This window comes from Streptomyces sp. NPDC029466 (assembly GCF_055574515.1).
The window spans coordinates 99,487-121,327 of the sequence record NZ_JBVHZH010000011.1 but is presented as its reverse complement, the minus strand read 5'-3'; the positions used below and the strand labels follow the sequence as shown (position 1 = coordinate 121,327).

Here is a 21,841-nt window from a genome sequence, read left to right as displayed (position 1 = left end):
CCCCAAAACGGACAAACTGGGATGCCGGGGAATATGGCGTCGAGTGGCGGGGCGTGGCCCCGGTAGCCTGGGGGGGTGATTGACCTTCGCCTGCTCCGTGAGGACCCCGACCGTGTGCGCGCGTCCCAGCGCGCCCGTGGAGAGGACGTCGAGCTCGTCGACGCGCTTCTCTCCGCCGACGAGCGGCGCAGGTCGTCCAGCGTCCGCTTCGACGAGCTGCGTGCCGAGCAGAAGACGCTCGGCAAGCTCATCCCCAAGGCCGCCGGCGACGAGAAGGCCGAGCTGCTGAAGAAGGCCGGTGAGCTGTCCGCCGCCGTCAAGGCCGCCGACGCCGCCCAGGACGAGGCCAAGGAAGAGACGCAGGCGCTGCTGCGGAAGCTCGGCAACCTCGTCCACCCCGACGTCCCCGTCGGCGGCGAGGAGGACTTCCGCGTCCTGGAGACGCACGGCACGATCCGTGACTTCACCGCCGAGGGCTTCGAGCCCAAGGACCACCTGGAGATCGGCGAGCTGCTCGGCGCCATCGACGTCGAGCGCGGCGCCAAGGTGTCCGGCTCCCGCTTCTACTACCTCACGGGCGTCGGCGCGCTGCTGGAGCTCGCGCTGGTCAACGCCGCCATCGCGCAGGCCACCGCGGCCGGTTTCACGCCGATGCTGACCCCCGCCCTGGTGCGCCCGCGCGCCATGGAGGGCACCGGCTTCCTCGGCCAGGCCGCGGAGAACGTCTACCACCTGGAGAAGGACGACTACTACCTGGTCGGCACCTCCGAGGTACCGCTCGCCGCGTACCACATGGACGAGATCGTGGACGCCGCCAAGCTGCCGCTGCGCTACGCCGGTTTCTCGCCGTGCTTCCGCCGCGAGGCCGGCACCTACGGCAAGGACACCCGCGGCATCTTCCGGGTCCACCAGTTCGACAAGGTCGAGATGTTCTCCTACGTCGCGCCGGAGGACGCCCAGGCCGAGCACCAGCGGCTGCTGGACTGGGAGAAGCAGTGGCTGACCGGTCTGGAGCTGCCGTTCCAGGTCATCGATGTCGCCACCGGTGACCTCGGCGCCTCCGCCTCCCGCAAGTTCGACTGCGAGGCGTGGATCCCCACCCAGGGCAAGTACCGCGAGCTGACCTCGGCGTCGAACTGCGACGAGTTCCAGGCGCGCCGCCTCTCGGTCCGGATGCGGGAGAACGTCGACGGCAAGCAGAAGGTCTCGCCGCTGGCGACGCTGAACGGCACGCTCTGCGCCATCCCGCGCACCATCGTGGCGCTCTTCGAGAACCACCAGCAGGCGGACGGCTCCGTGCGCGTCCCCGAGGTGCTCCGCCCCTACCTGGGCGGCCGGGAGATCCTGGAGCCCGTCGCCAAGTGAGCGCACCCGCTCCGGCCGCGGGCACCCCGCTGCCGTACAAGCTCATCGCGACCGACCTCGACGGGACGCTGCTGCGCGCCGACGAGACCGTCTCCGAGCGCACCCGCCGGGCGCTCGCCGCGGCCACCGCGGCGGGCGCGGCCCACATCGTCGTCACCGGCCGGGCCGTCCCCTGGACCCGGCACATCCTCGACGCCCTGGACTACCGGGGCCTCGCGGTGTGCGGACAGGGCGGTCAGGTCTACCACGCCGGGGAACACCGGCTGCTGACGTCGGTGACGCTCGACCGCCAGCTCGCCGGTCTCGCGCTGGCCAAGATCGAGGCCGAGGTCGGCCCGCTGTATCTGGCGGCGAGCCGGGACGGCCTGGCGGGCGAGGTGCTGGTCGGCCCCGGCTACCGCGTCCAGGAAGGCCCGCTGCCCAACGTCCTCATGGACGACCCCGGCGACCTGTGGGCGGCCCCGATCAACAAGGTCTACATCCAGCACCCGACCCTGGACGACGATGCGCTGGCCCTGGCCGCGCGTCAGGTCGCCGGGGATCTGGTCGGGGTGACGGTGGCCGGCGAGGGCATCGTCGAACTGCTGCCGCTGGGCCTGTCGAAGGCCACCGGACTGTCGCTGGCCGCCCGCCGGCTGGGCCTCACCGCCAAGGACACCATCGCCTTCGGTGATATGCCCAACGACATCCCGATGTTCGGCTGGGCCGCGCACGGGGTGGCGATGGCCAACGCCCATGACGAACTGAAGGCCGTCGCGGACGAGTTCACCGCCTCCCACGAGGACGACGGCGTCGCGGTGGTGCTGGAGCGGCTCTACCTCTCCTGAGGGCTTTCCGGCCGCTGCTCCGGCGGCGGCCCGGCGGCCCGGTCCGCGGGGCCCGTCCCGTCCTCCGGCGACGGCTCCCCGGCAGCCGCCGGGGTCAAGGGCCAGGCCGCGAAGCCCATGACCAGCGCGATGGCATGGCCGAAGTCGGTGAAGGTCGCGCCGGTCAGCAGCGGAACGCCGAAGAAGACCAGCACCCCGGCGAGGTAGCCGTAACGCCAGGGCGGCCGCAGCCGGTACGTCAGCACCCCGGCGGCCGCCGCCAGCCCGTACGAGACCCCGATGTCCACGACATGGGTCATCGAACGCGGCAGCCGGTGGCCCTCGATGGCCAGCAGGACCAGCTCCTGGCTGGCGAGGGTGGCGGCGATATGCGCGCCGCCGACGGTCAGCAGCCAGCGCGCGGTCCCCGTCCAGCGCTCCACATTGGCGTGCAGCAGCTCGAACATCACCGCGTAGAGCAGGAACGACTCGGGACGCTCGATCCAGAAGCCGCTGATGAGCAGCGACGGCAGCGGATGCTCGTTCAGCTCGTGGATATTGCTGCTGGTGCGGTGGACCAGGAACTGCCCCAGCCCCTCGGAGGCGGCGGCGATGACCAGGCTGGTGATGCCGATGACCAGCAGCCAGATATGGGTGCCGGGGCTGCTGCGTACCCAGTCCTTCGCCCAGGTCAGGGGGTTGACGGTGGGCGGGCGACGGCCGCCCCGCGGCGGCTCGGCCGGCGGCCTCACCGGCGGCGCCCCGGGACGGCGGAGAACAGCGGCCCGGGCCCCTTGAGGTGCCGGATGCGGGGCGCGCTCTCCATCGCCCGTACGCCGGGCAGCGCCGCCACCCGGGTCGTCAGATAGCGGTAGACGGCGCCGACGTCGCGGCAGAGCACCGAGGCGAAGAGGTTGTGCGGGCCGGTGGTGGCGCAGGCGTAGCCGACTTCCGGGTGGGCCGCCATCGCCTCGCCGGCGGCGGCGAGCCGGGCGGGCTCGACGGACAGCCAGAGGGCCACCATCACGCCGTACCCGAACTGCCGCAGGTCGTAGTCGACGTCGTAATACAGGGCGCCGGTGGCCCGCAGGTCCGTGCAGCGGCGGCGGACCGTGGTGGGCGACCAGCCGGTGGCGGTGGCGAGTTCGGCCAGGGGGGTGCGGCCGTCCCGGGCGAGGGCGTCGAAGAGCCGGCGGTCGGCGTCGGTGAGCGTGACGGGGGCGGCGGCCGGGTCCGGCGGCGGGGGGCTCAGCCGGGCGGTCTGCTCACCGGTCAGCGCGCCGGACTTGTTGATCAGGCCCTGGGGGCCGCCGAAGAACTGGTGCAGCTGACAGTGTGCGGTCACCCCGATGACGCTCGGGGTGCGGGGCAGCTTCTGGAGCAGCAGCGCCTCGCTGTGGTCATGGTTCGCCGCCCGGCACATCGCGGTGATCTCGGTGCCGCCGGACATCAGGCTGACCCAGGAGGTGTCCGGGCGGCGGGCCAGCGCCTCGGCGACGGCGACCGCGGCGTCCGGCGCGCACTGGACCCGCACCAGCCACTGCACCTCGCCCAGCGCCCGCGCGCCGGGCAGCCCCAGCACCCTGAGCGTGCCGTGGGTGCGGTGCCGGGTGTAGCGCCGGGCGACGGTCTGGTCGGAGACCCCGAGCACGGCGGCGATCCGGCTGAACGGCGCCCGGCCGTCGAGCTGAAGCGCATGGATCAGCCGGTGGTCGAGGTCGTCGAAACCGGTGCGGGCGCCGGGAACCGCACCGGTGCCGCTCCCCCGGTCCGCCGCCTCCCGCTTCCCGTCGGATTTCACCGTTCGAGGCTAACCCGTGTCGGATTGCGCCGCCGGGCGTGCGGTGACTGGGAGCGCGGACGGGGCCGGCCGCACCGTGGCGTCGGCAATACGGGACACCGGCCGGCGAACCGGCGGGCCGGGCCGGACCTTCGGGCGGCGCCGGGCCGCCGGTACCGGCCGCTACGAACGGAGGAAAGAGCATGCGGAGCGCACCCGAGCGGGGGACCGCGGCGGGCGGCCGGGCGCCGGACGCGGGCGGGGAACCGAGCAGGGGACCGGCCGGGAAGTGGTGGCCGCTGGCCGCCGTCGCCCTGGGCAATGTCCTGCTGCTGATCGATGTGACGATCGTGAACACCGCGCTGCCCCGGATAGCCGACGGCCTGGGCGCCACCTTCACCTCGCTCCAGTGGGTGATGGACATCTACGCGCTGGCGCTGGCCGCGCTGCTGATGGTGGCGGGTTCGGCCGCGGACCTCTACGGGCGGCGCCGGCTGTACATCGCCGGGCTGACGCTGTTCGCGCTCGCCTCGCTGGTCTGCGGGCTGGCCCCGGACGCGGGCGTACTGATCGCCGCCCGTGCGGTGCAGGGGGTGGGCGCGGCGGCGATGTTCGCCACCAACACCCCCCTGCTGATGGCCGCTTATCAGGGCCGGGACCGGGGCGTGGCCTTCGGCATCTGGGGCGGCACCAGCGGCGCCGCGGCCGCGATCGGCCCCGTACTGGGCGGCCTGCTCACCGAGTATGTGGACTGGCGGGCCATCTTCCTGGTCAATCTGCCGCTGACCGCGGTCGCGGTGTGGCTCACGGTGCGCCGGGTGCCCGAGTCGCACGGCGACCCCACCGCCCGGATCGACTGGCCCGGCGCCGCGTCCTTCACGGCCTGCGCGGGCGCGCTGACGTACGGGCTGATGCGCGGCGGCAACCAGGGCTGGACGGAGTCCGGGACGCTCACCGCGCTCGGCGGCGCGGCGCTCGCACTGCTGGTGTTCCTCGTCGTCGAACGGCGGGTGCACCGGCCGCTGCTGGACCTGGGGCTGCTGCGCCGCCCGTCGTTCGCGGCGCTGATGGCGGCGGCGCTGCTGCTCCAGGCCGCGGCCTTCCCGTATCTCACCTTCGTGGGGCTGTGGGTGCAGAACATCCTCGGCCTGAGCCCCGTGCAGGCGGGCCTGGCGGGGACGCCGATGGCGCTGATGTCCCTGCTGGTCGGTGCGCTGGGCGGCCGGCTGCTCCAGCGGATGGCGCCCCAACTCCCGGTCGGTATCGGCATGTTGCTGGTGGGCGCCGGGGTACTGCTGGAGTACGCGCTGCTGGACGACGGGGCCGGCTGGGCGGCACTCGTCCCCGGCCTCGCGGTGAGCGGACTGGGCATCGGGGCGGCGATGCCGGTCCTGGTCTCGGCGGCGCTCGGCGCGGCGCCCCCGCAGCGGGCGGGGATGGCGAGCGGCGCCGTGAACACCTTCCAGCAGCTGGGTTACGCCCTGGGCATCGCGGCCCTCGGCACCGTCTTCGCCGACGCGCTGCACGGCGTCCGGCCCGGGGCCTCCCGGGCGGCCGTGGCAGCCGCCCATGTCGCCGGGCTGACCGACATCCTGCTGCTCTCGGGGGCGGTGGCGGCGGCGGGCGGGGTGCTGGTGCTGGCCGTCGTACGGAATCACCGGCCGGGGACGGGCGGGCGGCGGGGCCGTCCCGGGGCGGATCGGGGCCGGGCCTGGGCGGATCGGGGCCGTCTCAGGGCGGATCAGGGCCGTCTCGGGGGACAGCTCGGGGCCGCGTCAGGGACGGTTCGGGGCCGGGCGGAGTAGCCGCCGGGTATACGGGTCGGCACCCGGAACCGTACGGCCGTACGCGGTTCCGGGTTGCCGCCCTGGGCCCTGTGACGATCTTCGCCGCGCCCTCACACCCAAGTCAATCCTCTGATCTCCTTTCACATCCCTTAGTAATGGCTTGGGTTGGCGCTACCGTGTGCCGGTGACCCTTGATGACCTGCGCGCTTTCGTGGCCGTGTGCGAGGCGGGCAATCTCAGCGCCGTCGCCCGTGATCTCGGCTGTACGCAATCGGCGGTCAGCCAGCGCATCAAGCGCGTCGAACGGGCGGCGGGCATCGGCCTGTTGGAACGCCGGCCACGCGGTGTGGCACCGACCCAGGCGGGCCGGATCCTGCACCGCGCGGCCGCGGACGGCCTCAGCGGGCTGGATCTGGCGCTGCGCCGGCTGGCCGATCTGCGCGCGGGCGACGGCGGCACGGTCCGGGTGACCACCGGCGCCACCACCGTGCGGCACTTCATGGCCGACGCGGTGGTCACCTTCCGCGCCCACCATCCGCACGTCAACCTGGAGTTCCGGACCGAGAGTTCCAGCCGCCGCTGCTTCGAGGCGGTCGCGGACGGCAGCTCCGAACTGGCCTGGATCACCATCGGCCCACCCGTACGCGGTATCGAGCAGCACCCGGTGGTCCGCCTGCCGTGGGTGCTCGCCGTACCCGCCGACGACCCGCTCGCCGACCGGAAGTGCATCGAGCCCGGTGAGCTGGCCGGCATCCGGCACATAAGGCTGCCGGAGAACTCCACCTCCCGGATGCGCCTCGACGGCCACCTCGGTCACCAGGACACCGGCCCCGTGCCGCCGCCGAGCACCACCAGCGTCGCCGACTGGGACACCGCCCTGCTGCTGGCCGAACTCGGTGTCGGCCACGCGGTCGTTCCCCGGCTGCCCGGCCTCCAGGCCACCGCCCGGCCGGCCCTGCGGCTGATCCCGATCGCCGGCCTGCCCCCGCTGGCCACCGGCTGGGCGGTCCGCCGGTGGGCAGCGCTGAGCCCGGCGGCGGTGGCCTTCGCGGAGACGGTCACCGCGGGGCTGGGCGGGGCGTCGGCGGGTGGGCAGGTGGTGGGCGGGCAGGTGACGGGCTGAGGGCCTGGCCCCGGTCCGGATTCCGGCCGGGGACCGCCGCCTCAGGCCCTGACCACCGGCTCCTGGATCTCCGTGACCCACTTCTCCTGGTCCGGCGGGCACTCCAGATACAGCTCGCGGGCGTACCCGGCGGAGCGATAGCCGTTGGCGTCGATCCAGTGCGCAAGATTCTGGGCGGTCGGCAGAATCCGGCTCATCGGGCCGCGGTGCACCACCGTGGCGGCGCCGTCCAGGCCGGGGAGGGTGACGACGTCGAAGCCGAGGCCGGTGGCGGCGGGGGTCCCGGGGCGGCCGGAGGTATCGCCGACCGTCGCACCCGCCTTCGCCAGCGCCTCCTCGGTGATCACCATCCCCGCGTGCACGACGACGGCGTCCTTTCCGTCGCTCCCCTCGGCCGGCCGCCCGCTCCCCCCGCCCGGCTCCGGTACGTCCTCGTAGTACGCCAGCCCCGGCCCCGCCGGCGTCACCCCCGCCGTCTCCAGCAGCCGGCACAGCTCGGCGTAGAGCGGCGTGATCACCGGGCCGATGTCCTCCGGCCCGTAACTGGCGGCGGTCCCGCTCAGCTCGGCGAGCAGAACCGTTCCGGTGCGCTTGACCACCACATCGTCGGCAGACATGCGTCCCTCACTCTCGATCGTCCGGAGCCTCGCCTCGACCTGCGCCAGCCGCGCGTCCGCCGCCGTCCGCGCCGCCTCCAGCTCCGCCTGCCGCAGCCGCAGCATGCCGCGCAGCTCCGGCACGCTCACCTCCTCGGCCAGGATCGCCCCCACCTGCTGGAGGCTGAATCCGAGGTCCTTGAGCGCGATGATGCGGTTGAGCCGGGCGAGCTGGGCCGCCTCGTAGAAGCGGTAGCCGCTGACGGGGTCGGTACGGGCCGGGCGCAGCAGCCCGATCGCGTCGTAGTGGCGCAGCATGCGGGCCGATACACGGCCGTACCGGGCGAAGTCTCCGATGGTGAACATGACGCCTTCCAGTGGAGTGCTTTCCACAGTGTCAAGGTCAAGCGCGGTGGTCCACGGGTGAGGGACCGGGTGGCGGAGGGGGCCGGATGCCTGAGGCCGCTAGCCGGATACCGAAAGCCGGAGCCGGATACCGGTTACCGGACGCCCGGAGTCACCGCCGCCGCACAATCGGCCACCGGGCGGCAGCATCGCGTCAAGTAGGGGCCGCAACCCGTCAATGACGCGTCAGCGACCGGCGGAGTGTCCGGGTCACCGGGCATAGCGTCAGAGCCGAGCCCCGGCGTACGCGTTTCCCACCGGTCCGGGGCCGAGTTCCGTCCGAGGAGCAACGCCGTGTCCCACCATCTGTACGCGGAAGATCCCGAGCCTGCCGATCGTGGGCCGGCCGGGCCGCTGTTCGTCCCCGTCCGGTCGGGCCCCGCGGGCTGCACCGCCCGCCTGTTCCGCACCCCGCTCGGCGGCCGTACCGCCGTCGCCTTCACCTCCCCCCAGCGGCTGGCCGCGGCCCTCGGCGGCGGCCAGCCCTGGGTCAGGCTCGCCGAGCCCGCGCTGCGGGCGCTGGCCGAACCCGTCGGGGCGACGGCCCTGACCGTCGATCCCCGATACGTCCCCGACGTACCCCGTGGCCGTCACCTACGGGCCGCCTGAGGGAGGGGTGACCGCGATGAGTCACAGCACTCTGCCGCCGGCCGGCCACGAGGCCGGGCCCCCGCCACCGGCCACCGCCGTGGCGCCCCCGCCCCCCACCACGGCGCGGCCGCCGTCCGGCAGCGAGCCGCGGTCCATCTGGCCCGCGTCCACGGCACCGGTCGGCCAGGACGACCTCGCCGTCGGCGGTGTCCCGCTCACCGAGCTGGCCGACCGCTTCGGCACCCCCGCCTACGTCCTGGACGAGGACGAAGTGCGCCACCGCTGCCGCGCCTACCTACGGGCTTTCCCTGACGCCGAGGTCTACTACGCGGCCAAGGCCTTCCTGTGCCGCGCGATGGTGCACTGGGTGCAGGAGGAGGGCCTGGGACTGGACGTCTGCTCCGCCGGCGAGCTGGAACTGGCCGTCACCACCGGCTTTCCGCCCGAGCGGATCGTGCTGCACGGCAACGCCAAGAGCCCGGCCGACCTGCGGGCCGCCCTGCGGCTGGGCGTCGGCCGGATCGTCATCGACAGCACCTCGGAGATCGCCCGGCTGGCCGCCGCGGTCCCGGCGGGCAGCCGCCAGAAGGTGCTGATCCGGGTCGTGCCGGGGATCGCCGCCGGCGGCCACGCCAAGATCCGTACCGGGACCGACGACCAGAAGTTCGGCCTGTCGATCGCCGACGGCTCCGCGCAGCACGCCATCGCCCGGGTACTCAGCCAGCCACGCCTCGAACTGACGGGCCTGCACTGCCACTTGGGCTCGCAGATCACCACCGTCAAGCCCTATCTGTCGGCGGTACGACGGCTGATCGGCCTGCTGGCCCGCATCCGGGAGCACCACGGCAGCACACTGCCCGAACTGGACCTCGGCGGCGGCCACGGCGTCGCCTACCGCCCCGGCGAGCCCGCGCTCGACCCCGGCGCCCTCGGCACCAGGATCCGCGCCGAACTGGCCCGCGGCTGCGCGGCGGCCGGCCTGCCGGTGCCCCGGCTCGCCGTCGAACCGGGCCGCGCCATCGCGGGCCCGGCCGGGGTCGTCCTCTACCGGGTGCTGTCCGTCAAACGGACCGGCGCCCACACCTTCGTGGCGGTGGACGGCGGGATGAGCGACAACCCGCGGCCCGCGCTGTACGGGGTGCGCTACGCGCCACGGCTGGTCGGGCGCGCCTCGGCGGCCGCGCCGGAACCCGTCACCGTCGTGGGGCGGCACTGCGAGGCCGGCGATGTCCTCGCCCCCGACGCCCAGCTCCCCGGCGACATCCGCCCCGGCGACCTCCTGGCCGTCCCCGTCGCCGGCGCGTACCACCTCTCCATGGCCTCCGGCTACAACCTCGTCGGCCGCCCACCGGTCATCGCCGTCACGGGAGGACATGCCCGCCTTCTCGTACGGCGCGAATCCCTCGCGGACATCCAGGAGCGGGATATCGGGGTGTGAGGGTGGGGTGAGGGGGCGGGGCCAGGGGCGGGGGTGAGCCACGAGGCGCCCCCGCCCCCTGTCCGTGCCCCCGCCCGTATCCGTGTACGATGAATCCAAGTTGTAGGATGACTGGGCAACTGGCCGGGGCGGGGCCGAACCGACAGTCAGGAGTCAGGGTCCCTACGGGTCCGGCGGGGTCCTACGGGTCCTACGGCCCCTACTGGCCCCACGGCACCTACTGGTTCATCGGCGCGGACGGGATCGACGTGGCACTTCAGGCAGCGGGACGGCAGTCCCTGGTGGACACCGTCGTCGACGCCCTGCGGTCCCAGCTGACGGCCGGGGAGTGGCAGGTCGGATCCCGGATCCCCACCGAGCATGCGCTCGCCGAGCAGCTCCAGGTCGGCCGGAACACCGTTCGCGAGGCGGTACGGGTCCTCGTCCACGCCGGGATGCTGCGTGCACGCCAGGGGGAGGGCACCTTCGTCGTCTCCACCACGGACCCCGGCGACATCATGCGCGGCATCCAGCGGGCCGGTATCCGCGACGTACTGGAGCTGCGGATCGCGCTGGAGGCGGAGGCCGCCCGGCTGGCCGCGCTGCGTCACCGGCCCCACGATCTGGACCGGATGCGAGCCGCCCTGGACGCCGTGGCCGAGCTGGCGGACGCGGACGGAGAGCCCGACTCGGGAAGTCTGGAGCTCTACGCCGATCATGACGTCGCCTTCCACAAGGCCGTCGTCGAAGCCGCGCACAACACCGCGCTGACGGCGACCTACGGCTGGTTCAGCAGCTCGGTACGGGAGGCCCTGGTCAGCGCGCTCGACGACCAGGCGATGCCGAGGGTCGTGCACGGCGATCACCGCGCGGTCCTGGACGCCATCGCGGCCGGCGACCCGGAAGCGGCGGAGCGCGCGACCCGCGCCCTGCTGGACAAGCCAAAGCGGGCCGTGGAAGCCCTGCTGGCCGACCACTGAAGCCGCCCCCTTCGCCCCTCCCTCAGCCCCGGCCCCGGCCCCTCCTCCCTCCCCCACACCACCCTTCTTCTTCCTTCTTTCTTCTTCCAACTTCCCGATCCACCATCCCGATCCCGACACCTGACGAGGTATGCGCGTATGGCAGGGCCCCGGTCCGAAGCACCCTTGATCGACGCCGAGGAGGATCTGGTCCCGGCACCGCCGGTCGCCACCGCCCGCCGCCGGTTGCGGGCCCACCCGGTGCTGGTCATGGCCGGGATCGTGCTTGCCGCGCTCAATATGCGTACGGCGCTGGCCGGGGTCTCACCGCTGCTCGGCGAGATCGGCGCGCACTACCGTCTGACCGCGACCGCCAGCAGCCTGGTGACGACCATCCCGCTGATCTTCATGGGCCTCGGCTCGATCATCGCGCCGAAACTGGCGCGGCGCTGGGGGACCGAGACGGCGCTCTGCGGGGCGCTGGTGGCGCTGTGCGGCGGCATCGTGCTGCGGATCGCTCCGCCGGTGCTCGCGCTGTTCGCCGGGGGTGCGGTGGTCGGCGGCTCCATAGCCCTGCTGAATGTGCTGATGCCGGGCCTGATCAAGCGGGACTTCCCGGAGCGGGCCGCGGGTATGACGGCGCTGTACTCGACCGCGATGATCCTGGGGGCGACGGTCTCCGCCGCCTCCGCGGTGCCGATGGAGAACGCACTCGGCAGCTGGCAGGGCGCACTGGTCTCCTGGGCGCTGCTGGCCGCCGTCGCCGCGGTCGTCTGGATCCCGCAGACGCTGATGACCCGGCGCGGGACCCGCCATGGCGCGGCCGCGACCGCCCCCGCGCACCTCGCCGGTGACGGGCCGCGGCTGAGCCGCTCCCCGCTGGCCTGGCAGGTCACGCTGTTCATGGGCTCGCAGTCGCTGATCGCCTACGTGAGCATCGCCTGGATGCCGACGATCTTCACCGATCACGGCATGGGCAAGGGCGAGGCGGGCCTGGTCTTCGCCTTCAGCACGCTGGTGCAGATGGCCGGTTCGTTCGTGGTGCCGATGCTGGCGGGGCGGATGCGGCAGCAGCGGCTGCTGGGGGTGGCGGTGTCCGCGCTGATGGCCTGCGGCGTCACGGGTCTGCTGGTGGCACCGGTGGCCGGGGCCTGGCTGTGGGCCGCCCTCCTCGGCATCGGGCAGGGCGGCGCGCTGGGCCTGGCCCTGACGATGATGGTCCTGCGCTCGGGCGACGCCCACACCGCCGCCCGCCTCTCCGGCATGGCCCAGACCGGCGGCTACCTCCTGGCCGCCGCCGGCCCGCTGGCCCTCGGCGCCGTCCACCAGGCCACCGACGGCTGGGCCGTCCCCCTCGTCCTGCTCCTGACCGTCTGCGCCGGACTGGCCCTGCTGGGCATGGGCGCGGGACGGGATCGCCGGATCGGCTGAGGGGCCGGGTGAGCGTGCGGCCAGGCGGCCGCCGGGCGTGGACCTCCGGCGGGTGGCACGGCAACGTCGCAGGTGGCGGGGGCATGGCGAGGTCGTGAAGGATCTTCGCGGTGAGCAACGATCCGGCGGCGGCCGGCCCCGCGTCCGGCGCTGTCGCCTACCGTGCTCCCCATGAGCGATGTTCCGCACACCGTTCGCCGGCCCGGACCGCGGCTCCCCCGCACCGGCCGGCTCCTTCTTGTTGCCCTGCTGTGTGTCCTGGTCGTGCTGGCCGTTCTGCTGCTGCCGCGGTTGCTGCGCGGGCAGCCCGAACGGACGCTGACCGTCCCGGAAGGGCAGCGGGCCACCCAGGTCTACGCCGCCGCCGACAAGGCCCTGCACCTGCCCGCCGGGTCCACGGCCAAGGCGGCCAAGCGCGCGCAGCTGCCGCTGCCGGCCGAGGCGAAGGGCAACCCGGAGGGCTACCTCTTCCCGGCGACCTATCCGATCAGCTCGGACACCACCCCGGCGTCGCTGCTCACCTACATGGTCAAAACCGCCAGGGAGCGCCTCGCCGCCGACGGCATCCGCTCCTACCGGTCGGTCGTCATCGCCAGCATCGTGCAGGCCGAGGCGGACCGGCCGGCCGATATGGGCAAGGTCGCCCGGGTCATCGACAACCGGCTCACGCACCATATGCCGCTGCAAATGGACTCGACGATCAACTACGCGCTGGGCCGCAGCACGCTCCACACCAGTCACGCCGACACCAGGACCAAGAGCCCGTACAACACCTACCGCTACCCGGGCCTGCCGCCGACGCCGATCGACAATCCCGGTGCGGACGCGCTGAAGGCGGCCGGTGCGCCGCCCGCCGGCGACTGGCTCTACTTCGTCACCGTCAAACCGGGCGACACCCGCTTCACCGCCGACTACCAGAAGCATCTGCGCAACGTGCGGGAGTTCAACGAAGCGGCAGCGGGGCGCCGGTAGCAGCAAAAGCGCCGGGAGTGGCGGGGCGGGGGTCAACGCCCGCCCCGTCCCCCGGATGTCCTTACTCCTCGCCCGCCAAGGTGAGCGCCTTCAGACGACGGCCGGCATACCAGGTGGCGAGGCCCGTGATTCCCACCAGCAGGCAGAGGGCGAGCGGCAGTTGGACATCGGAGGTGAGCGCACCGTCCGCGGCCGCCTTCTGGCCGACCGCCAGCGCCCACTGCTGAACGCTGAGGGTCTTCGCGCCCGGGATGAGCGTCCCCACGAACGCCTCCCAGATCAGGGCATAGACCAGGCCGAACACGACGGCATGCCGGGTGATCGTGCCGAAGAGCAGGAAGAGCGCGCTGTAGGCGACCGAGGCGACGGCCGCCGCCACCGCGTACCCCACGGCCATCTGCTGGCTGTTGCCGTTGAGGAGGAAGCCGGCGAGCAGGACGGGGAGGGCGGAGAAGGCGACCGTGACGCCTATCGCGACCAGGAGTTTGGTGAAGATGATCGTCGGCCGGGGCACCGGCTTGGCCAGGAGATAGACCACCGAGCCGTCGTCGATCTCCGGGCCGATCGCGCCCGTACCGGCGATGACGCCGATCAGCGGCACCATCGTGCCCAGCGCGAAGCCGCCCAGGATGCCGCCGGCGGTGGCATCGTCGGCGCCGGTCAGCACGCGGACGGCCAGCGCGAGCAGCACCAGCAGGGCGGGCAGTGCGAAGAGGATCATGGCCCGCCGCCGGCCGAGCAGGGCGCGGTAGGTGAGCCGGGCGACGGTCGGGTGGAACAGCGAGACCTTGGGTGCGCCGGGGGGCGCGGTCCGGGCCGCCGGAGTGGTCGTGGACATGCGTCAGGGCTCCTTTCAGGCCTCAGGCCGCTACGAGGTAGGAGAAGACGGATTCCAGCGACTCGTCGGAGGGCGAGACCGTCAGAAGGCGGATGCCGTGGTCGCGGGCGACCCGCGGCAGGAGTTCGGTGAACCGTCCGAAGTCGATCGCCTGGATGCGCAGCGCGCCTTCGGTGAGGTCCACCTCGATGCCGGCCGTCGAGGGGTCGGCGATCAGCGCGCCGGCCAGCGCCCGGTCGTTGTCGGACCGGACGAGATAGCGGTGCGGGCGGTCCGTCATCAGCCGGCGGATCTTGCGGAAGTCTCCGGACGCGGCATGCCGCCCGGCCACCACCACCTCGATGTGCGTGGCGAGTTGCTCGACCTCTTCGAGGATGTGCGAGGAGAACAGGACCGTACGGCCCTCGTCGCCCATCCGCCGCAGCAGCTCCATCAGCTGCATCCGCTGGCGGGGGTCCATACCGTTGAACGGCTCGTCCAGCAGCAGCACCGAGGGGTCGTGGACCAGCGCGGAAGCCATCTTCACCCGCTGCCGCATGCCCTTGCTGTACGTCGAGATCTTGCGGTCCTGGGCGTACTCCATCTCGACGGTGGCCAGCGCCCTGGCCGCCTCGGTCCGCCCGAGGCCGTGCAACTCGGCGTTGGCGAGCACGAATTCGCGCCCCGTGAGGAAGTCGTACATCGCCTCGCGCTCGGGGACGATGCCGATGTGGCGGTAGATGCCGGCGTTGCGCCAGATCGTCGTCCCGTCGAGGGTGACGGAGCCGTTGGAGGGCGCGAGGAAGCCGCCCATCATGTTGATGAGGGTGGACTTGCCGGCGCCGTTGGGGCCGAGCAGGCCGGTCACGCCGGGGCCGATGGTCATGGTGATGTCGTTGACGGCAACGACATTGCCGAACCAGCGGGAGACATGGTCGATGTGCAGAGTCGTCATGGGCGCGGCCCATTCCTTCGGAGGGTGGTGGCGGTCGACAGACGGAAGGCGCGTGGGCGCAGCCCATCCCCGGGAAGGGCAGTGGGGAGTGACAGACGGAAGGCGTATGGGCGCAGCCCATCCCTGGGAAGGGCGGTGGTGGGCGACAGACGGAAGGCGTATGGGCGCAGCCCATCCCCGGGAAGGGCGGTGGTGGGTGACGGGTGGGAGGTCACAGGCCGGCCTTTCGGTAGCGGCGCATCAGGAGGGCGTAGCAGCCGACGATGACGGCCAGCGTCACGAGGAGATAGACGAAACCGGCGCCGGTGGTCGGGGCCAGGCCGTTGGGGAAGGAGCTGCTGCCGCCGAGGAAGGTCGACTGCACCCCGTCGATCAGCGTGATGGGGGAGAACAGCCCCAGCCAGCCGACGGCGGACTCGTTGCCCTGGAGGAAGGCGATGCCCTGGACCGCGCTCACCGCGGCGTACGGAATGGCGAGGACGGCGATCACGGCGGCGACACCGAAGCCGCGGCGCGGGGTGACCGCGGAGACGACCAGGCCGATCCCGGCGAACAGCAGCGAGAGCAGCACCACGGCGACCAGTCCTTGCCCCAGGCCCTTGGTCTGGTCGAGGAAGTCCAGCTTCGCCAGCAGCGCCCCGACGTAGAGGATCAGCAGCGGTATGCCGGTGAGGATGAACAGGGCGGCGGCCATGGCCGCGAACTTCGAGGCCACGTAGTCGACCCGCTCGATGGGCCGGGAGAAATACAGCGGTATGGACTTGAACCGCAGATCGCGGGAGACCGACTGCGGGGCCTGCGCGGCCAGATACAGGCCGATGACGGCCTGGAGGTAGACGGCGTAGCGGGAGTAGCCGACCGGGAGAGCATGGGCCTTGGTGACCACCGTCACGGCCACCATGATCGCGGCGGGCAGGCACATCGCGACGAGGAGCAGCAGCGGCAGCACCTTGCTCTTGGCCGAACGGCCCAGACCGTAGGCGCCGCGCAGGCTCTGTGCGAAGAGCGACCGGCGGGCGTAGGCGCGGCCCAGGCGGGGGCCGTCGTAGTGGCGGTAGCCGATGTTGTGGATATAGGCGCCGTCCGGTGCACCGGAGGGGGACGCCGGGTGGGCGGAGGTCATGGGCTCAGGCGACATCGTGGGCGCCTCCGTCCTGGGTGGCATACGGGGCGCCCGGGGCGCCTGCGGTGGCGGTGGCGGCCTGCGCCGCGTCCGCGTCGCGGAAGACCTCGGCGATCTGGTGGCGGCGCTGTTCCATTCGGACCAGGCCGAGCCCGAGTCCGGCGACGGTGTCCCGCACCAGGTCGTATGTCTCCTCGCCGGCCGCCTCGACATACAGGAGGTGGCCGGAGGCGGCGAGGCCCTCGGAGCCGGCCGCGCGGGTGGTCACCGCGGCGCCGGCCGCGGTCAGGGCCGCCCGCAGCGCTTCGGTGCCGTCCGGATGGGTGTCGGTGTCCGTGACCTCGACCGCCAGCGAGGCGGTGACCTGCGTGAACTCATCGGTCGAGGAGGACCGCAGCAGCTTGCCGCCGTCGATGACGACGACATGGTCGCAGGTGCGCTCCAGCTCACCGAGGAGGTGGGAGGTCACCAGGACGGAGATCCCGAAGTCGCTGTGGACGCGCCGGATCAGGCCGAGCATCTCGTCCCGCCCGGCCGGGTCGAGGCCGTTGGTGGGCTCGTCGAGGAACACCAGCTGCGGGTCGTGTACCAGCGCCTGGGCCAGTTTCACCCGCTGCTTCATGCCGGTCGAGTAGCCGCCGATGGGGCGGTAGCGCTCCTCGTAGAGGCCGACATGGCGCAGCGTGTCCGCGGTGCGCTCGCGGGCGGCGGTCGGCGGCAGCCCGGACATCCGGGCCATGTGCACGACGAACTCCGTCGCCGAGACATCCGGCGGCAGGCAGTCGTGCTCGGGCATGTAGCCGACCCGCTCACGGATGGCGCCGCCGTCCGTGGTCACGTCCAGGCCGAGGACATGCGCCGTTCCTTCGGTCGCCGGGGCCAGCCCGAGGAGGATCTTGATCAGGGTGGACTTTCCGGCACCGTTGGCACCCACCAGGCCCGTTACGCCGGGGGCGATGTCAACGGAGAGCCGGTCCAAGGCGGTCACCCGCGGGAACCGCTTGCTCAGGCTTTCGGTCACGATCACAGTCACGTCATCGACGGTAGTGGCCCCCGCCACACCGGTCGTCAACCCAAACGATGGGATGCGCCTCCCCCTGCGGTATTACGTGCCCGTAGGGGTCTCCTGCTGTGAGCTGCCCCGGCCTCAGGGCTGCCGGTGCATGTGTGCGGGCCTCTTGACGCAGCCGCCGGCCATTGTCACATTCATCAGTGTCAGGTTACGGGCACGTACCGCGATGGACGTCTCACGGACGGACGGTTGGCGATGGCCTCAGTCACCTCAGCGCCCCCACCAGGCGCAGCCGGAGAACTCAGCGCCGGGCTAAGGGGGTTCAGAGAGGTCCAGCGGCTCGCCTATGCCTGTGCGGAAGCGGTGGCCGCCCAGCTCAAGCCCGGGGTGACCGAGCGCGCCGCGGCGCGGATGCTGCGTGAGTGGCTGCGCGAGCGCGGCGTACGGGACTGGTTCCATCTGCCCTTCGCCTGGTTCGGCGACCGCACCGCCTTCGTCAACTTCCGGGTGCCGCTCCAGTTCTTCCCCACCCGGCGTGAGCTGGAGCCCGGGATGGCCTTCATCCTCGACCTGGCTCCGATCCACAACGGCTATACGGCCGATATCGGCTACTCCGGCTGTCTGGGCCTCAACCCCGTGCACGACCGGCTGCTCGCCGACCTCGAAGCACACCGGGAGCTGATCCTGCGCGAGGTGCGCGAACGACGCCCACTGCGGGAGATCTACGCGGATGTCGACCGGCTGATGGTGCGGCAGGGCTATGCCAACCGCCACCGCGCCTACCCCTTCGGCGTCATCGCGCACAAGGTCGACCGGGTCCGGCAGCGCCGCTGGTCCCCCACGCTCTTCGGGTTCGGCACCCAGTCCCTCAGGGGCCTGGCCTCCGACGCACTGCACGGCCACCGCGACGGCTGGTCCCCGCTGTGGAGCCCGTACCGCTTCTCCGACCACCCGCCGCAGCCGGGACTGTGGGCGGTCGAACCCCACCTCGGGTTCCGGGGAACGGGCGCGAAGTTCGAGGAGCTCCTGGTCGTCACGGACTCCAAGGACCCACAGGAAAGCGCTTTTTGGCTGGACGACGATCTGCCGCATGTGCGGCGCCGGCAGGAGGGGAAGGCCGCGTGAACACGGGACGTGGACGGGGACGGGGAACGGGAGACGGCCGGGGGATGGGCGACGGCCGGGGTCCGGGGAACGGGCGGGGCCCGGGGCGGGGGCAGCGGCCGGGATCCGGGGCGGCGTCCGGGGCCGGGGCCTCGGCTGAGGCTGGGGCCGGGGCGGCCGGGGCTGGGACCTCGGCTGAGGCCGGGGCCGGGCCCGAGGCCGGGGCCGGGGTCGCTACGGGGCTTGCCGGGGCGCGGGAGCGCTGGGTGCGGACCGGTGGCATCGAGCTGTGCGTCGCCGAGCTGGGCGATCCGGCGCAGCCCACGGTGCTGCTGGTGCACGGCTACCCGGACAGCAAAGAGGTGTGGTCCGAGGTCGCCCGTGGTCTGGCCGACCGGTTCCATGTGGTGCTCTACGACGTCCGGGGCTGCGGCCGGTCCACCGCCCCGCAGCCCCTCCGCGGCGGCTTCACCCTGGAGAAGCTGACGGACGACTTCCTGGCCGTCGCCGACGCCGTCAGCCCCGACCGCCCGCTCCATGTGGTCGGTCATGACTGGGGCTCGGTGCAGGGCTGGGAGTTCGCCACGGTGCCGCGTACGGAGGGCCGGATAGCCTCCTTCACCTCCATGTCGGGCCCGTCCCTCGACCACTTCGGCCACTGGATCAAGAAACGGACGGTGCGCCCCACCCCCCGGCGCGCCGCTCAACTCCTCCATCAGAGCGCCAAGTCCTGGTACATCTACATGCTGCACACCCCCGTGCTGCCCGAGCTGGCGTGGAAGGGACCGCTCGGCAAGCGCTGGCCGAAGATCCTCCAGCGGGTGGAGAAGGTGCCCGGTGGTGACTACCCGACCGCTTCGCTGCCGACCGACGCGGCCCATGGCGCCTGGCTCTACCGCGACAATGTGCTCCCCCGGCTCCGCCGCCCGCGCGCCGACGCCTATGCGCACTGCCCGGTCCAGCTCATCACCCCCACCGGCGATGCCTTCCTCTCGCCGCGGCTGTACGACGATCTGGAGCAGTGGGCACCGCAGTTGGTGCGTCGCACCCTCCCGGCCAAGCACTGGGTGCCCCGCACCCGTCCCGACCAGCTCGTCTCCTGGATCAGCGAGTTCATCACCGCCAAGGAGGAGGGCGATCCGGCGCGGCGGGTCGTGACGGCCGGCGCCTACGCCGACCGGTTCGGCGGCCAGCTGGTGCTGGTGACCGGCGCGGCCGGCGGCATCGGCCGGGCTACCGCGTTCGCCTTCGCGGAAGCCGGCGCGCGGGTCATCGCCGTCGACCGGGACCCCGAGGGAGCGGCCCGGACCGCCGAGCTGTCCCGGCTGATCGGTGCACCACAGGCCTGGGCGGAGGTCGTCGATGTCTCCGACGAGGCGGCGATGGAGAAGCTCGCCGACAAAGTGCACGCGGAGTACGGCACCGTCGATGTGCTGGTGAACAACGCCGGCATCGGCCTGGCCGGCTCCTTTCTCCAGACCGGGACCGAGGACTGGAAGAAGGTCTTGGACGTCAATCTGTGGGGCGTCATCCACGGCTGCCGGATCTTCGGCAAGCGGATGGCGGAACGCGGCCAGGGCGGCCATATCGTCAACACCGCCTCGGCAGCCGCCTTCCTGCCGTCGAAGTCACTGCCCGCATACAGCACCTCCAAGGCGGCCGTCCTGATGCTCAGCGAGTGTCTGCGCGCCGAACTGGCAGGTCAGGGCATCGGCGTCACGGCCATCTGCCCCGGCCTGGTCAACACCGGTATCACCAACACCGCACGCTTCACCGGCGTCTCGCCCGACGAGGAGAAGCGCCGCCAGGCCAGGGCCGCGCGGCTGTACGGCCTGCGCAACTACCCGCCGGAGAAGGTCGCCGACGCCATCCTCCGCGCGGTCGTCCGCAATCAGGCGGTGGTACCCGTCACCCCCGAAGCCCGCGGCGCCCATCTGCTCTCCCGCTTCGCTCCACGCGCCCTCCGCGCCCTCGCCCGCTTCGCACCACGGCTGTAGGAAGCGGCGGGGTGCGTGCGGATGTAGGGAGCAGCAGGGCGCGTGCGGGCGAGCGGTGGCGTGCGTGCCGGGGCTCCGGACGCAGGGTCCGCCTGGCCATCACGCCGCCCTTTGGCCTCCGGGGCCGGAGCGCCGGCCCCGGCCCGGGCCCTGAGGGAGAGCTGGATGCGGCAGAGCCGACGGTATCGAGGACGGCCGTACCATCCCTCGCAGCAAGGGTCGCTGCGCGCGGTCGTCGCCTGCTCGGCGTCCTTCCCGACCGCACTGGGCCGGGGGCGGGCGCGGCGGGCCACGTGGCCGGCTCGTAGCGTGCGGCCATCTCGTAAGGAGCACCACAGTGACCGAGCAGCCGCCGACGGCCGAGGCCCGCACCGCCGAGTACCGCATCGAGGATTTGGCGCACCTCAGCGGCGCCACGGTGCGCACCATCCGTGCCTATCAGGACCGTGGGCTGCTTCCCCGCCCGGAACGCCGGGGCCGAGCCAATGTCTACGGCAAGGCCCATCTGGCCCGCCTGCGCCAGATCGCCGATCTGCTGGACCGCGGCTACACCCTCGCCAGCATCAAGGAACTCCTTGAGGCCTGGGACGCGGGCCGCGACCTCGGCGGGGTCCTGGGCCTGGTCGCCGAGATCGACGGGCCGTGGACGGACGAGGAGGCGTCCCGCATCAGCCGCCAGGAGCTGGACGCCGCCTTCGGGGGCAGCACCGATGAGACAGCGCTCGTCGAGGCCATCGAACTGGGCGTCCTGGAACACATCCCGGGCCGGGACGGCGAGTTCCTCGTCCCCAGCCCGCAGGAACTCGCCGTCGCCGCCGAACTGCACTCCGCCGGCGTCCCGCTGACGGCGATCACCGGTCATCTGCGGGAGGTGCGCGGCCAGGTCGAGCACATCGCCGCCCGCTTCTTGGACTTCACCACCGAGCATGTCTTCCAGCAGTTCCTGGACCACCCGCCCACCGAGGCCGAGGCCGCGGAGGCCGCCACCCTCGTACGCCGGCTGCGCCCCCTGGCCCAGCAGACCATCGACGCCGAACTCGCCCGCGCCATGCGCACCCTGGCCACCCGCTCTCTGCGCCATCACCTCAGCGAGGCACTGCCGACCCAGGCACGGAGACCCACCGAAACGGCTGCGGAAGCAGGGGCAGCGGACGGGGCAGGGGCAGGAGCCGGGGCGGGGTCAGTCCCTGCGGTGCCGGGAGCCGGGGCAGGGACAGCGGCCGGAGCCGGGGCAGGGACAGCAGCCGGAGCCGGGGCGGGGGCAGTCCCTGCGGTGCCGGGGACCGGGGCAGGGACAGCGGCCGGAGCCGGGGCAGGGACAGCAGCCGAGGCAGGGGCAGGGGCAGGGGCCGGGCCCAGGAGCATCCCCACGCCTAGGGCCGCTTCCGGCCTGCCGCCCGCGCCGCTGCCCGCCCACTGGCCGGTCACGGACCCCAGTACCGTGGCCGCCCCGGCGCCCGCCTCGACGGCCGGCCCGGAGACGGTGCTGCTACCCGCCGAGGCAGTGCAGGCCGTGCGGGATCTGGTCGGCGCGAAGAACACGGCCGCCTTCATCGCCGCCGCAGCACACCGGGAGGTACAGGCCCGCACCATGGACGCCC

The 21,841-nt window shown here is 72.7% G+C and carries 18 protein-coding genes and 1 pseudogene; 12 read left to right on the top strand and 7 right to left on the bottom strand.

What is annotated here, in order from left to right; genetic code table 11:
• Positions 1–75 precede the first annotated feature (75 nt).
• On the top strand, positions 76–1,365 hold the full coding sequence (serS, locus tag ACZ4XD_RS12060) for a serine--tRNA ligase (protein WP_468040979.1): 1,290 nt from the start codon (positions 76–78) through the stop codon (positions 1,363–1,365).
• Positions 1,362–2,192 (top strand): HAD family hydrolase, encoded by an 831-nt coding sequence (locus ACZ4XD_RS12055; RefSeq protein ID WP_468040975.1) that lies wholly within the window; start codon positions 1,362–1,364, stop codon positions 2,190–2,192. The genes serS and ACZ4XD_RS12055 overlap by 4 nt, the downstream gene beginning before the upstream one ends.
• Here ACZ4XD_RS12055 and ACZ4XD_RS12050 read toward each other — a convergent pair.
• Positions 2,180–2,866, bottom strand: a complete 687-nt coding sequence (locus ACZ4XD_RS12050; RefSeq protein WP_468041085.1) for a rhomboid-like protein — start codon at positions 2,864–2,866, stop codon at positions 2,180–2,182. The two genes, ACZ4XD_RS12055 and ACZ4XD_RS12050, sit on opposite strands and share 13 nt — an antisense overlap.
• 53 nt (positions 2,867–2,919) lie before the next feature.
• On the bottom strand, positions 2,920–3,972 hold the full coding sequence (locus ACZ4XD_RS12045; protein ID WP_468040971.1) for an Lrp/AsnC family transcriptional regulator: 1,053 nt from the start codon (positions 3,970–3,972) through the stop codon (positions 2,920–2,922).
• A 182-nt stretch (positions 3,973–4,154) separates the two neighbouring features.
• Between ACZ4XD_RS12045 and ACZ4XD_RS12040 the strand changes: the two genes are divergently transcribed.
• Complete coding sequence (locus ACZ4XD_RS12040) at positions 4,155–5,756, top strand: MFS transporter (RefSeq protein ID WP_468040969.1); 1,602 nt, start codon at positions 4,155–4,157, stop codon at positions 5,754–5,756.
• 166 nt (positions 5,757–5,922) lie between these two features.
• The gene (locus ACZ4XD_RS12035; RefSeq protein WP_468040965.1) at positions 5,923–6,861 is read left to right on the top strand and encodes a LysR family transcriptional regulator; all 939 of its coding nucleotides are present in this window, start codon (positions 5,923–5,925) and stop codon (positions 6,859–6,861) included.
• A gap of 41 nt (positions 6,862–6,902) precedes the next feature.
• Here the strand turns inward: ACZ4XD_RS12035 and ACZ4XD_RS12030 are convergent, their stop codons facing one another.
• Positions 6,903–7,823, bottom strand: a complete 921-nt coding sequence (locus ACZ4XD_RS12030) for a MerR family transcriptional regulator (RefSeq protein ID WP_468040962.1) — start codon at positions 7,821–7,823, stop codon at positions 6,903–6,905.
• A 333-nt stretch (positions 7,824–8,156) separates the two neighbouring features.
• Here ACZ4XD_RS12030 and ACZ4XD_RS12025 point away from each other — a divergent pair, with 333 nt between their 5' ends.
• The 5 genes from ACZ4XD_RS12025 to mltG all read left to right on the top strand — a co-directional run bounded on the left by ACZ4XD_RS12025 (position 8,157) and on the right by mltG (position 13,232).
• Positions 8,157–8,471 (top strand): SAV_915 family protein, encoded by a 315-nt coding sequence (locus ACZ4XD_RS12025; protein ID WP_468040959.1) that lies wholly within the window; start codon positions 8,157–8,159, stop codon positions 8,469–8,471.
• Positions 8,472–8,487: 16 nt separating this feature from the next.
• Entirely contained in the window at positions 8,488–9,891 is a 1,404-nt protein-coding gene (gene lysA / locus ACZ4XD_RS12020; RefSeq protein WP_468040956.1) for a diaminopimelate decarboxylase, read from the top strand.
• Positions 9,892–10,139: 248 nt separating this feature from the next.
• The gene (locus ACZ4XD_RS12015; protein WP_468040952.1) at positions 10,140–10,850 is read left to right on the top strand and encodes a FadR/GntR family transcriptional regulator; all 711 of its coding nucleotides are present in this window, start codon (positions 10,140–10,142) and stop codon (positions 10,848–10,850) included.
• A gap of 138 nt (positions 10,851–10,988) precedes the next feature.
• Entirely contained in the window at positions 10,989–12,260 is a 1,272-nt protein-coding gene (locus tag ACZ4XD_RS12010; RefSeq protein ID WP_468040949.1) for a CynX/NimT family MFS transporter, read from the top strand.
• A 171-nt stretch (positions 12,261–12,431) separates the two neighbouring features.
• Complete coding sequence (mltG, locus tag ACZ4XD_RS12005; protein WP_468040946.1) at positions 12,432–13,232, top strand: endolytic transglycosylase MltG; 801 nt, start codon at positions 12,432–12,434, stop codon at positions 13,230–13,232.
• Between the two features lie 61 nt (positions 13,233–13,293).
• On the opposite strand, the gene ACZ4XD_RS12000 is transcribed toward mltG, so the two are convergent.
• The 4 genes from ACZ4XD_RS12000 to ACZ4XD_RS11985 all read right to left on the bottom strand — a co-directional run bounded on the left by ACZ4XD_RS12000 (position 13,294) and on the right by ACZ4XD_RS11985 (position 17,187).
• Positions 13,294–14,013, bottom strand: coding sequence for an ABC transporter permease subunit (locus ACZ4XD_RS12000; RefSeq protein WP_468041083.1), 720 nt, complete (start codon positions 14,011–14,013; stop codon positions 13,294–13,296).
• A 79-nt stretch (positions 14,014–14,092) separates the two neighbouring features.
• On the bottom strand, positions 14,093–15,004 hold the full coding sequence (locus ACZ4XD_RS11995; RefSeq protein WP_468040943.1) for an ABC transporter ATP-binding protein: 912 nt from the start codon (positions 15,002–15,004) through the stop codon (positions 14,093–14,095).
• Positions 15,005–15,215: 211 nt separating this feature from the next.
• Positions 15,216–16,142: an ABC transporter permease subunit gene (locus ACZ4XD_RS11990; protein ID WP_468040939.1), complete on the bottom strand. Its 927-nt coding sequence runs from the start codon at positions 16,140–16,142 to the stop codon at positions 15,216–15,218.
• The gene (locus tag ACZ4XD_RS11985; protein WP_468041081.1) at positions 16,132–17,187 is read right to left on the bottom strand and encodes an ABC transporter ATP-binding protein; all 1,056 of its coding nucleotides are present in this window, start codon (positions 17,185–17,187) and stop codon (positions 16,132–16,134) included. The genes ACZ4XD_RS11990 and ACZ4XD_RS11985 overlap by 11 nt, the downstream gene beginning before the upstream one ends.
• A 207-nt stretch (positions 17,188–17,394) precedes the next feature.
• Between ACZ4XD_RS11985 and ACZ4XD_RS11980 the strand changes: the two genes are divergently transcribed.
• The 3 genes and pseudogenes from ACZ4XD_RS11980 to ACZ4XD_RS11970 all read left to right on the top strand — a co-directional run.
• Positions 17,395–18,264: a M24 family metallopeptidase gene (locus ACZ4XD_RS11980; RefSeq protein ID WP_468040937.1), complete on the top strand. Its 870-nt coding sequence runs from the start codon at positions 17,395–17,397 to the stop codon at positions 18,262–18,264.
• A 245-nt stretch (positions 18,265–18,509) separates the two neighbouring features.
• Positions 18,510–20,240: an SDR family oxidoreductase gene (locus tag ACZ4XD_RS11975; RefSeq protein ID WP_468040934.1), complete on the top strand. Its 1,731-nt coding sequence runs from the start codon at positions 18,510–18,512 to the stop codon at positions 20,238–20,240.
• 337 nt (positions 20,241–20,577) lie between these two features.
• Positions 20,578–21,345 (top strand): annotated as a pseudogene (locus ACZ4XD_RS11970) (MerR family transcriptional regulator); the annotation flags it as partial.
• Between the last annotated feature and the right edge of the window lie 496 nt (positions 21,346–21,841).